Below are 11,216 nucleotides of genomic sequence, written 5' to 3'. Positions count from 1 at the left end.
GCATGCCACCCAGCGCGCTGACCGCGTCGACCAGCAGCGGCAGGCTCCGCTCCCTCGCCAGCCGGCCGACCGCCTCCAGGTCGACGGCCGCCCCCGTCGAGGTCTCGTTGTAGGTGACCAGCAGGCCCGCGTAGGGCCCGGTCCGGTCGAGCCACTCCGCCAGCGCCGCGGCCGCCGGCGCCCCTCCCCACTCGACCTCGAAGCGCTCCACGCGCAGGCCGAAGGCCGCCGCGATGGAGGCCCAGCGCTGGCCGAACTCGCCCATCACCACCGCCGCCACCCGCTCGCCCGGGGAGAAGAAGTTGACCACGGCCGCCTCCAGGGCGCCGGTGCCGCTCCCGGGGAAGACGAAGGGGTCGCCGTCGCCCCCGAAGAGCGGCAGGAGCCGGTTGCGCACCGAACCGTACAGTTCGCGAAAGGCGGCGCCGCGGTGGTTGATCACCTGCCGCGCCGCCGCCTCACGCACGGTGGCCGGGACCGGTACCGGCCCCGGCGTCAGGAGCATCGCCTCGTCCTCTCGGGTCGTCGTCCCCGCCCCCCGCCCGTACGGGCTTGTGAAATTTGTCACCCAATGTATCATCCCGGTCGCGCATCCGCCAAGGGCGAGGCCCATACCATTCCCGGGGAGGTGGAGGCGTGCGACGTGCCCGCGAGCGGTGGATCCACCTCCCGTCCACCCTTCTCGTCCTCCGCCGGCGCACCCTGGCGGTGGCCCTGGCCCTCCTCCTGGCGGGCGCCTTCGGCCTCCGCCTGGCGGGCGGCGTGCCGCCCGCCAGGCCGGCGGAGCCTCCCGTCGCGGAGCACGAGGAAGTGATCGCGCCCGCTCCCGGGGGACCGCCCGCCGCCCGTCCCATCTTCTATGCGCGCACCACGCGCCGCGTGGCCGCGCTCACCTTCGACATCAGCTGGGGGTCGAAGGTGGCGCCGCAGGTGCTGGACGTCCTCAAGCAGTACGGCGTCCACGCCACCTTCTTCCTCTCCGGCTTCTGGGCGCGGGAACACCCCGACCTGGTGCGCCGCATGGTGGCGGAGGGGCACGAGATCGCCAGCCACGGCGACCAGCACGTGGACCTGGACCGGCTGACCCCCGAGCAGGTGAGGCAGAACCTGACCGTGGCCGAGCGGGACATCCGGAGCGTCGTCGACGTCCGGCCGCGCTTCCTGCGGCCGCCCAACGGCGCCTACGACGCCATGGTGGTGGAGACCGCCCGCCGGCTGGGCTACGAGACGGTCATCTGGTCGGTGGACAGCCTGGACTGGAAGCGGCCGGGGGCGGAGGCCATCGTCCGCCGCGTCACCTCGCTGATCTTTCCCGGCGCCATCCTGCTCTTCCACGCCAGCGACTCGGCTCCCGACACGCCCGTGGCGCTGCCCACCCTCCTCGCCGAACTGAAGGCGCGAGGCTACCGGCTGGTGCCGCTGGGCGAGCTCCTCCGCCAGGCGCCGGCGGCGCGCGACGACCCCCGCGGCCGCCCCGACTACCCGCCCAACGACGAGCAGCCCGCCCCGGGCGGGGGCTCAGGGTGAGGGTGAAGCCCCCTCCCCGGCGCCGGGCCAGGCGGCCTCGTGGCGTCCGTCACGCCGGTTGGCCGCCCGGGCTGCCGCGAAGAGGTAGTCGGAAAGGCGGTTGAGGTAGCGGACGATCTCGGGTTCTACCGGTTCGCTCTCCGCCAGGCGGACCACCGCCCGCTCGGCGCGCCGGCAGACGGTCCGGGCCAGGTGGAGGAGCGCCCCGCTTCGCCCGCCGCCGGGCAGGATGAAGTGGCGGAGCGGCTCCAGGCCCTCCTCCAGCCGGTCGATCTCGGCCTCCAGCCGCGCCACCGCCTCCGCAGGCAGCTCCGGCAGGCGGAGGCCGCGGGCGCCGGCGCCGGGCGGCGTCGCCAGGCGCGCGCCCACCACGAAGAGCTCTCCCTGCACGCGCCGGAGCGTAGCGGCCAGCTGCCCGCCGGTCTCCTCGCTCAGGACCACCCCCAGCGCCGCGTTCAGCTCGTCGACGCTCCCGTACGCCTCCACGCGCGGCGAGGACTTGGGAACCCGGCTGCCGTCCACCAGGCCCGTCTCGCCGCCGTCACCCGTGCGCGTGTAGAGCCGCGGCCGTTCCACCGGCCTCACCTCCCCCGGCTCCTCGCGGGCGGCGGACCGACCAGGCTGACGGGCCGGCCGTCCGCCAGAGGGGTGAGCCCTCCGCCGGCCACCGCCCGGAAGTAGAGGATGGAAACGAGCGAGAGAACGAGCGCTGCCTCCCGGGCGAAGGGAAGCGCCGCGGGGTCGGGCAGCGTGGGGTGGAGGTTCCCCGCCAGGTAGTCGGTCACGTCGTTGAGGAGCGTCCACCCGGCGCCCAGCAGGCCGGCGGCCGCTCCCGGCCGGTAGACGCGCAGAAAGAGCCAGGACTCCAGCGCCATGCCTGCGTGCGAGAGGCCGAGCAGGAGCCCTTCCGCCGGCAGCCAGCCGTGGACCCAGGCGAACTGCACAAAGATGGCCACCGTCCAGAGGCCGTACTTCATCAGGTTGACCGCGGCCAGCCCCTCCAGCCAGCGCCACCTTCGCCCCAGCGCCAGACCCGTCAGTGCCAGCGTGAAGAAGAGGCTGGCCGTGGGCGAGTCGGGTACCACGATCCACTGCCACCAGGGCGTCACGGCCAGCTGGGGCGCATACCAGTAGAAGCCGTAGAGCGAGCCCACGAAGTTGATCCCGATCAGCGCCAGCACCCAGTTGCGCCGGCGGGGGATCTCGAAGAGCCAGTCCACGCCACCGCCCCTTCCCGCCGAGAGAGCTTCCCCCCGGGAAGGGCGGTTCCTTCCCGGGGGCCTCCCCCGGCGAGCCGCCGGCCTCCGCGGCCGCCGGCGCACAAAAGGCGGGGCGCCGGTCCCTGCCGGCGCCCCGCGCCACGTTCTCCGGGGATCCGCGCGGCCCCTCCGCTATCGCGCCGCGGCGCTGGCTGCCACCGGCTGGGGAAGGGCGGCCTCGACGATGCCCGCCTCCGTCCCGCGGACGAACTCGCGCAGATAGTACCGGCTGGTGGGCAGTGCCTCGATCAGGTAGCGGGCCGCCTCGGAGGGGCGCATGTTCTCCCCGCAGGTGAAAACGTCGAACGAGGCATAGCCGTGCTCCGGCGTGGTGTGCACCGAGATGTGCGACTCGGCCAGCACCAGGACCCCGCTCAGTCCCTGCACCGGGAAGCGATGAAAGGTCTCCTCCACCACGGTCGCCCCGCTGATCCGGGCCGCCTCGCGGAGAAGGTCGCGCATGCCGTCGAGGTCGTTCAACGTCTCGAACGGCACACCCCACACGTCGAGCAAGATGTGGTGCCCGACGGTGTCGTGAAAGACCCCATCCATGAGAAAAGCCCCCCTTTGTGCAGCGCTTCCAGCCCTTTCAGGCTGGCCGGGACCATCGTTTTCGCCACGGGGGAAGAAGTCGGGCGGCACTGCCCCAACCCTTTAAGCGAAACTAGGTTCCTGATTGGCGGGCCGGCGGCACGCGGGCCGCTTGGACCCAACACGGAGGATTCTAGGGTGGGTACCCCCCGGCGTCAAGAGACGACACGGCCGGCTTCCGGCCCGGCGCGCGCAGCCGTGTATATTTCTCTCCTCTCAGGAGCATTGGAAGAGATGGGAACCGTCTGCCCATGAAAGGGGGTGAAAGCGACGGATACCGGGAGCCTGGAGCGGGGGCGCCCGCCGGTCGATCCCCTCCTTCTCGTGCGTACGCTGGAGGAGGCCCCGGCCCTCAAGCGCGTCCTCCTGGCCCGCATGGAAGAGGAGTTCCAGAGCTACCGCCTGGCCGTGGAGCGGACGCTGGACGCCGTCGCCGACCTGCTGCGCACCTCCGTCGGCCCGCTGGCCGACCGCCTGGCCCTCGTCGAGCGCCGCTTGGAGCGCCTGGAGCAGGGGGAGGCGGCGGCCTCCGAGGCGTCGCGCCGCCCGGCGCGCCAGCGCATCCGCTGGGGAAGTACGCCGGAGGAGATCCGGGAGACCGTCTTTCGCCAGCTCGACCTCCTCCGATCGCGGGGCCGCGAGCTGACCACGGAGACCATCAAGTCCGAGGTGCCCAGCCTGCTCCGCTGGATCTACGGCGAGCGGGCGCTCTTCGAGGGCATGGAGGGCTTGCGCAGGGCATACGAATCCCAGCGAGGCGGCCAATCCGACGGGGAGGAAGCTCGCGGGGACGCCGCCCCGCTGGGCGCGACCGGCGCCCGCTGAGCTTCCGACGAAGGAGGGAAGCCGTTGCGCTACCGGCTCCTGCGCGGAGCCATGGCCTCCCTCCTCGCCGGCCTTGTCTCGCGTGCCCTCGGCGCCCTCTACCGCCTTTTCCTGGCCAGGCTGGTCGGCGAGACCGGCATCGGCCTCCTGCAGATGGCCATGCCGGTCTACTACCTGGCGGTGATCGTGGCCAGCCTGGGGCTCCCCACGGGCGTCGCCAAGCTGGTAGCCGAGGGGCGCGCGCGGTCGGACGAGCGGAGCATCGAGCGAACCTTGCGCGAGGCGCTTCGCCTGGCCGTGGCGGTCGCTGTCGTGGCGGCCGCCGGCCTCTGGTGGACCGCCCCCTGGCTGGCCCAGCGCCTGCTGCAGGAGGGGCGCGCGGCGGGGGCGCTGCGCTGGATGCCGTTGGCCCTTCTGATCGCCGTGCCCAGCGGCCTCCTGCGCGGCTACTTCCAGGGTCTGGATGACCTGGAAACTCCATCTATAGCGCAGTTGGCCGAGCAGCTGGTCCACGCGGCGGCCGTCCTTGCGCTGGCGCGGCTGCTCCTCCCCCGTGGCCTGGCGGCCGTGGTGACCGGCTCCGTCTTCGGGGTCGCCCTGGGCGAGGCGGCCGGATTGGCCGTCTATGTGCTCGCCTACCGCCGCCGCACGGCACGGCCGCTTCCCTGGCGGCCCGCCGGCCGGGGGGTACGGCGGGGAGAGCTGGCCCGGCTCTCGCTGCCGGTGATGGTGGTCAGCCTGACGGGGGCGCTCAGTTCGACGTTGGACGCCGTCCTGATCCCGCGCCGGCTGGAGCGGGCCGGCCTGGCGCCGGCCGCGGCCGTGGCGGCCTACGGCCGCGTCGTCGGCATGGCCCTGCCCGTGCTCTACCTGCCCATGGTGGCCGTCTACCCGCTGGCGGTGATGACGCTCTCGGGCGTCTCGGCGGCCAGCGAGGCGAGGAGTCCTGCCTCGCTGCGCCGGCAGCTGACGCTCTACGCCCTTCTGGCCGCCGTCATCGGCCTGGCCACCTCGCTTCTCCTGCTGGCGGCCCCGGCCGGCGTCGCCCGGCTGCTGTACGGGCAGGCGACGGTGGCACCCCTGCTGCTCTGGCTGGTCCCGGCGGCGCCGCTGCTCTACGTCGGGCAGATCTTCAGCTCGGCGCTCAACGGGCTGGGCCGGACGGGCGCCGTGCTGGCCAACGGCACGGCGGGCCTGGCGGTGCGGCTGGCGCTGCTCTGGCTCCTGACGGGCGATCCGAGGGTGGGGGAAGCGGGGCCGCTCATCGCCTTCGCCGCCGGATCGGGGGTGACGCTCGGGCTCAGCTTCCTGGCGCTGGCCCGGGCGATCCGAGGCTCGCAGCCCGCGGGTCGCCGACCACCTGCACCCAGATGGCGCCTGGCGCCCATGCGAAGGGTCGCCAGCCATCCCCCGAGCGGACCTCGAAGCTGAAGGGCGCCGTATCGGAGGAGCGGCTCCAGCGCCCCTCCCAGAACCGCCCGTCGCGCAGGAACCAGGCGGCACCCGAACCGGTCAGGCGGACTTGCAGGTATCCCTCGGCTCCGGGCAGGAGCCGGATGTCCGTGAAGAGCACCACCACGTCGCCCGCCCGGACCTGGGCGCCCTCGCGGGTGCGGAAGGGCTCCCCGTTCAGCCAGCGCTCGTACGCCCCGTCCCGGTAGAGCCAGCGGACGACGTTCCGGTCGAGGCCGCCGGTCAGATAGTGGAGGTCGAGCCGGGGGGCCGCCTTTCCACCGGGCGGCTGCGGGCCCGTGGGAAGGTCCAGGCGACGGGTGCGGAGGCCGAGCCGGGAGGCCGCCTGGAGAAGCAGGTCGCCGGACGTGTAGAGGTTGTGCGGTGCCGCCCGCGAGCTGTCCCGCCAGAAGTAGCGGTCGCCCGGCGGGAAGAGCCCGTCCAGCTGCTCCAGGCCCAGGTTCCGGATGGCGGCGAAACCGGCTTGGCTGCCCCCCGCGTGGACCAGGACGGCCCCGAAGGAGGCGGCGACGGAGGCGAAGTAGGGGCGCGCGCTGCGGACGGGGCCGATGCGCCCCGGCGCCCGGCTCTGGAAGAAGGCCTCGAAGCGCGTGATGTAGCCCTCGGCCGGGATCTCCCAGACCATCTCCGCCTGGTCGAGCCCGCTCTGCGGGCGGGCGCCCGCCTGGTTGTCGACGGTGACGGCGAAGAGACCGCCCAGCGCGGGCGCAGCGGGCGCGGCAGGCGGGCCCGCGGCGGCGGGGGCCGGCTCCCCGGCCCCCACCGGGGAGCCGGCGGGCGCGCGCGAGCTCCGCCCCCCGCCGCCCTGGCAGGCGCCCGCCAGGAGGAGAACGGCCAGGGCGCCGGCCAGCAGCGCGCGCCGCGCCGGCGGTCTCATCGCCCGGTGAACCTCGGTTCGCGCTTCTCCAGGAAGGCGCGCATGCCTTCCTGCTTGTCCTGGGTGGCGAAGAGCTCTTCGAAGAGGTGGCGCTCCAGGCGCAGCCCCTCGTCCAGCGGCAGCCTCTCCGAGGCCCGCAGCGCCTCCTTGGCGGCCCGGACGGCCTGCCGCGGCCGCGCCGCGATGCTCCGCGCCAGCTCGCGCGCCGCCTCCAGCAGCTGCTCGTCGGGCACGACGCGGTTGACCAGGCCCGCAGCCAGCGCCTCCTCGGCCGTGTAGCGGGCGCCGGTCAGGATCCACTCGCTGGCGCGGTAGCGGCCGATGCGCCGTGGCAGGCGCTGCGTCCCGCCCGCCCCGGGGATGATGCCCAGCTGGATCTCGGGCTGGCCGAGGCGGGCCGAGGCCGCCGCCAGGATGATGTCGCAGCTCATGGCCAGCTCCAGCCCGCCGCCCAGGGCGTAGCCGTTGACGGCGGCGACGATCGGCATGCGGATCCGGTCGATGCGCTGCCAGACGGAGAAGGGCTGGCGGTCGATCAGATCGACGACGCCCAGCCCGGCCATCTCGCCGATATCGGCGCCGGCGGCGAAGGCCCTCCCCTTTCCGGTGAGCACGGCGCAGCCGATGGCCGGGTCCGCGTCCAGCTCCTCCAGGCGGTCGGCCAGCTCGCGCATCACCTCGAAGTTGAGGGCGTTGAGCACCTCGGGGCGGTTGAGCGCCAGGACGGCGATGGGCTCCTCCCGGCTCACCTCGACGTAGCGGCTCTCGGCGGCCATGACGGCACCCTCCCTCCTCGTCCGCCGTTTCCGGCGGTCGCCTGCACCGGCGGGCGGGAGGGAGGCGGCCGCGGGTCGCCTCCGCCGCCCCGCCGGCGGCCTCAGATCTGCGCGGCCAGCCGCTCCGGCAGGAGCGCCAGCGTGCGCGTGGCGAAGCCTGTGGCACCCGCCTCGGTCAGCGCCTCGGGCTTCTCCACCCAGGCCGTGCCGGCCACGTCCAGGTGGGCCCAGGCGGCCTCGCCCACGAACTCGCCTATGAAAAGCCCGCCCACGATGGTGCCCGCGCCCGCGTCGCGCGGGGCGACGTTGGCCAGGTCGGCCACGTCGCTGGCGTAGAGCCGGCGGTACTCCCGCCAGGAGGGAAGCTCCCAGTAGCGCTCGCCGCTGGCACGCCCCGCCTCAAGCACCGTCTCGATCAGGCGCCGGTCGTTGCCCAGGATGGCGGCAGCCTCGTGGCCGAGCGCCGTCACCACCGCGCCGGTCAGCGTGGCCACCGTGACGATCCAGCGCGCCCCCTGGCCTGCCGCGTAGGCGACGGCGTCGGCGAGGACGAGGCGCCCCTCCGCGTCGGTGTTGAGCACCTCGATGGTGGTGCCGTTCATGGCCCGCACCACGTCGCCCGGGCGCTGGGCGCCGCCGCCCGGCATGTTCTCCGTCACGGGCGCCACGCCGATCACGTCCAGCGGCGGCTTGAGCGCCGCGATCGCCTGCATCGCGCCGATCACGTCGGCGGCGCCGGACTTGTCCATCTTCATCTCATGCATGCCCGCCGCCGGCTTGAGCGAGATGCCGCCCGAGTCGAAGACGATCCCCTTGCCGACCAGGGCCAGGAGCGGCGCCTCCGGCCGGCCCGAGCGGTAGCGGAGCACGATCAGGCGCGGCGGCTCGTGGCTGCCCCGGTTGACGCCCAGGAGCGCACCCATGCCCAGGCGCTCCATCTCGACCTCGTCCAGGGCCGTGAACTCGAGCCCGGCATCAGCCGCCACCGCCTGGGCGCGCTCGGCCATGCGCCGCGGCGGCAGCTGGTTGGCGGGCTCGTTGGCGAGCTCGCGCGCCAGCAGGGTGGCGCGGGCCAGCACCTCAGCGCGGCGGACGGCCTCCTCGCGCGCCGCCTCCGCCAGGAGGAGGAAGATCTCGGGCTCCTCCCCGCGGGGGGCTTCCTCGTCCTCGCGCCCCTTGTAGGCCAGGAAGCGGTCGAGCCCCAGGAGCGTCCCCTCCACCAGGGCCCCCGCCGCCTCGTCGTCGCCCAGGAAGGCGCCATAGAGCGTGCTCGCCAGCCGGCGCGCACCCGCCCCGCGGGCGGCCCGGGCGGCCCGGGCGGCCGCCCGGCGGAGCGCCAGGCCGTCCAGATCGGCATGCCTGCCCAGGCCCGCCAGGACGAGGAGCGGCGCGCGCAGGCCGCCCGCCGCCGGCAGGACGGCCGTCTCCTCCAGGCGGCCCCGCATCCTGCCCTCGGCCAGCCATCGCTCCACGAGGCCTCCCGTCGCCCGGTCCACCGCCCGCGCGCTGGCGTCCAGGCGGTCGCCGTCGCTGTAGACGCCCACCACCAGCGCGTCCGCCTCCACCTCCAGGGGGTTGGCGTCGACTCTGCGGATCTCCGTCATCCTCCCGCTCTCGCTCCTTTCCGGCCCGGGAGATCGCCCGGGCCGCTACTCCACCGCCGCCGCGGGTCTCCGCCCCTCCAGCGCCGCCAGGAGGTTGTCCACCGCGAGGCGGGCCATGGCTTCGCGCGTCTGCCGGGTGGCGCTGCCGATGTGCGGGGTGAGGACGACCTGCGGCAAGCGGAGCAGCCGGGGCTCCACCTCCGGCTCGCGCTCGAAGACGTCCAGGCCCGCCGCCGCCGGCCGCCCCGCCTCCAGCGCCTCGGCCAGCGCCGCCTCGTCGATCACCGCCCCGCGCGAGGTGTTGACGAGGACGGCGTGCGGCGCCATCAGCGCCAGCTCGCGGCGGCCGATGAAATGGTGCGTCTGGGGCGTGTAGGCCAGGTGGACGCTGACGAAGTCCGCCTTGGCCAGCAGCTCGTCCAGCTCGACGCGGCTGATGCCCAGCCACTCGTCCTCCATCGGGTGGATCTCCGTGCGGTTCCAGTAGACCACGTTCATGTCGAAGCCGGAGGCCCGCTTGGCCACCGCCCGGCCGATGCGGCCGAGGCCGACGATGCCCAGCGTCCGCCCGTAGACCTCGGTCCCCAGGAGCAGGTCGGGCCGCCAGCCGCGGAACCCGCCCGCGCGCACCAGGCGGTCGCCCTCGGCCACACGGCGCGCGGCCGCCAGCATCAGCGCCCAGGCCAGGTCGGCCGTCGCCTCGGTCAGCACGTCCGGCGAATGGGCCACCACGATGCCGCGTTCCCGGCAGGCCTCCAGGTCGATGTGGTCGACGCCGGTGGAGAGGGTGGAGACCACGCGCAACCGGGGTGCCGCCTCCAGCAGCTCCCGGTCCACGCGGTCGACCAGCAGGCAGAGCAGGCCGTCGGCCTCGCCCACCGCCTCCAGCAGCCAGCCTCTGCGCTCGACCTCCTCGCCGGGCGGCCCGACCACCTCGACCGCCTCCGCCAGGCGGTCGAGCGCGCCTCCCGGCAGGAAGCCCGTCACCACCACGCGCGCCGCCACCCCGACCCACCTCCCGCGCACCCGGCGTCCATTATGCCAGCCCCGCCGGCTAGCGGCGCCAGGCGAGGCCCCAGCGCGCGCCGAAGATCCACTCTTCGACGCGCACCCCCTCCTTTCCCGGCTCCAGCAGGAGCAGCCGCGACCCCTCGAGCCATGCGGGGTGGAGGAGGTCGGGCGGGCCCGCGGCCACGCTGGCGCTCCAGGAGCGGGCGCCGGAGGCGTCGCGCAGCTCCAGCGTCGCCCGGCCGCCCGGCAGCGCGCGCCAGAGGAGCCAGCCCAGGCCGGGCAGCTCGCCCAGGAGGTCGACCGTCTCCCGCGGCGAGCGGAGCTCCAGGGTGAAGAGCGTCGCGGGCCCGCGCGGGCCGACCCGGACGAGCTGCCGCGAGAGCGGCGAGGCGCCGCCTTCCAGGAGCAGGATCCCCTGCTCCGCCGGCGCCGCCGAGAGGATGAGGCCCCCCGCCTCCACGCCGGGCGCCCGGATCCCGGTTTCGGCGACGGCGGCGAGGCGCCCTTTTTCGAGCAACCAGAGGCGACGCCGGACGAAGCCCGTGCCCCCCTCGCCGGCCAGGACCACCGTGGCGCCCGGCCCACCGCGGAGGAGGAGGATCCGCCGCCAGCGCGTCTCCCGCCCGTCCGGGGCGGCCAGGAGCGCGCGCACCGCGTTCGGGGAGAGCGCCGGGCGGACCTCCAGAAGCGCACCGCTTCTCCCGTCGGCCACCAGCCACCCGTCCGCCAGAGGAGCCAGCGCCGTATACCAGCCTCCGCCCGGCAGCGGCACCTCCCTCCACCCGGTCCCGCCGCCACCCGCAGCGGAGGAGCGGCCGCCGCCCCCGGTCGTTCCGGCGCCCGTCGCCAGCAGCAGCCGCTGGTGGACGGCGTCCAGCACGGCCGGCCGCCCGGAGGCGTCCGCGGCCACCGCCGTGGGGCCGCGCCAGAGACCGTCCAGCGCGCGGTAGAGCCCGACCTGGCCGGCGCCCGACCCCCAGCGGAGCACGCCCAGGGAGCGGCGCTCCACCTCCACCGTCCGCACCGGGCGGAGGAGCAGCGGCGCCAGCAGGAGCGGAAGCAGCAGGAGCAGCCAGGCCCGGGGCACCCGCCCCCCGCGGGGGCGGGCGGCGGGCGCCGCGCGATCTCCGAGACGGGTCATGATCCTTCCCTCCGGCGCCGGAGGAGCCGCCTGCGCCGGGGATAGGTATGCCGGCGGGGGCCTGCGCAGCCCGCCGGCCTACTCGGGGAGCGGCGGCGGCTCGCGCAGCATCCGCTCGGCCAGCGCCTCCAG

11 protein-coding genes and 1 pseudogene are annotated in these 11,216 nt (G+C 74.9%); 3 read left to right on the top strand and 9 right to left on the bottom strand.

What is annotated here, in order from left to right; genetic code table 11:
* Positions 1 to 580: aminotransferase class V-fold PLP-dependent enzyme (locus K6U79_09065; protein ID MCL6522501.1), on the bottom strand; the 580-nt coding region annotated here is incomplete at its 3' end.
* Between the two features lie 56 nt (positions 581 to 636).
* Between K6U79_09065 and K6U79_09060 the strand changes: the two genes are divergently transcribed.
* Positions 637 to 1,527 carry a polysaccharide deacetylase family protein gene (locus K6U79_09060; protein MCL6522500.1) on the top strand — a complete coding sequence of 297 codons (891 nt, stop codon included), beginning with the start codon at positions 637 to 639 and terminating at the stop codon, positions 1,525 to 1,527.
* On the opposite strand, the gene K6U79_09055 is transcribed toward K6U79_09060, so the two are convergent.
* The 3 genes from K6U79_09055 to speD form a co-directional block, all read right to left on the bottom strand.
* Positions 1,519 to 2,103 carry a cob(I)yrinic acid a,c-diamide adenosyltransferase gene (locus K6U79_09055; GenBank protein MCL6522499.1) on the bottom strand — a complete coding sequence of 195 codons (585 nt, stop codon included), beginning with the start codon at positions 2,101 to 2,103 and terminating at the stop codon, positions 1,519 to 1,521. The genes K6U79_09060 and K6U79_09055 overlap by 9 nt on opposite strands.
* A gap of 5 nt (positions 2,104 to 2,108) precedes the next feature.
* A complete protein-coding gene (locus tag K6U79_09050; GenBank protein MCL6522498.1) occupies positions 2,109 to 2,747 on the bottom strand; it encodes a DUF1405 domain-containing protein in 639 nt (212 codons plus the stop codon).
* A 171-nt stretch (positions 2,748 to 2,918) separates the two neighbouring features.
* Positions 2,919 to 3,338: an adenosylmethionine decarboxylase gene (speD, locus tag K6U79_09045; GenBank protein MCL6522497.1), complete on the bottom strand. Its 420-nt coding sequence runs from the start codon at positions 3,336 to 3,338 to the stop codon at positions 2,919 to 2,921.
* A 300-nt stretch (positions 3,339 to 3,638) separates the two neighbouring features.
* Between speD and K6U79_09040 the strand changes: the two genes are divergently transcribed.
* Positions 3,639 to 4,202: a hypothetical protein gene (locus tag K6U79_09040; protein ID MCL6522496.1), complete on the top strand. Its 564-nt coding sequence runs from the start codon at positions 3,639 to 3,641 to the stop codon at positions 4,200 to 4,202.
* Positions 4,203 to 4,226: 24 nt separating this feature from the next.
* Positions 4,227 to 5,633, top strand: a complete 1,407-nt coding sequence (locus tag K6U79_09035; protein MCL6522495.1) for an oligosaccharide flippase family protein — start codon at positions 4,227 to 4,229, stop codon at positions 5,631 to 5,633.
* Between the two features lie 346 nt (positions 5,634 to 5,979).
* On the opposite strand, the pseudogene K6U79_09030 reads toward K6U79_09035, so the two are convergent.
* The 5 genes and pseudogenes from K6U79_09030 to K6U79_09010 all read right to left on the bottom strand — a co-directional run bounded on the left by K6U79_09030 (position 5,980) and on the right by K6U79_09010 (position 11,084).
* A pseudogene (locus K6U79_09030) lies at positions 5,980 to 6,552 on the bottom strand (DUF3048 domain-containing protein).
* On the bottom strand, positions 6,549 to 7,328 hold the full coding sequence (locus K6U79_09025; GenBank protein ID MCL6522494.1) for an enoyl-CoA hydratase/isomerase family protein: 780 nt from the start codon (positions 7,326 to 7,328) through the stop codon (positions 6,549 to 6,551). Before K6U79_09025 ends, K6U79_09030 begins: the two are co-directional and overlap by 4 nt.
* A 101-nt stretch (positions 7,329 to 7,429) precedes the next feature.
* Positions 7,430 to 8,932, bottom strand: coding sequence for a leucyl aminopeptidase (locus tag K6U79_09020; protein MCL6522493.1), 1,503 nt, complete (start codon positions 8,930 to 8,932; stop codon positions 7,430 to 7,432).
* A gap of 45 nt (positions 8,933 to 8,977) precedes the next feature.
* Positions 8,978 to 9,937 carry a D-glycerate dehydrogenase gene (locus K6U79_09015; GenBank protein MCL6522492.1) on the bottom strand — a complete coding sequence of 320 codons (960 nt, stop codon included), beginning with the start codon at positions 9,935 to 9,937 and terminating at the stop codon, positions 8,978 to 8,980.
* A 49-nt stretch (positions 9,938 to 9,986) separates the two neighbouring features.
* The gene (locus K6U79_09010; protein MCL6522491.1) at positions 9,987 to 11,084 is read right to left on the bottom strand and encodes a hypothetical protein; all 1,098 of its coding nucleotides are present in this window, start codon (positions 11,082 to 11,084) and stop codon (positions 9,987 to 9,989) included.
* Positions 11,085 to 11,216: the final 132 nt, after the last annotated feature.

This window comes from Bacillota bacterium (assembly GCA_023511835.1).
GTDB lineage: Bacteria > Bacillota > Sulfobacillia > JAIMAT01 > JAIMAT01 > JAIMAT01.
The sequence above is the reverse complement of the archived record's forward strand: the minus strand, read 5'-3'. Positions and strand labels throughout refer to the sequence as shown.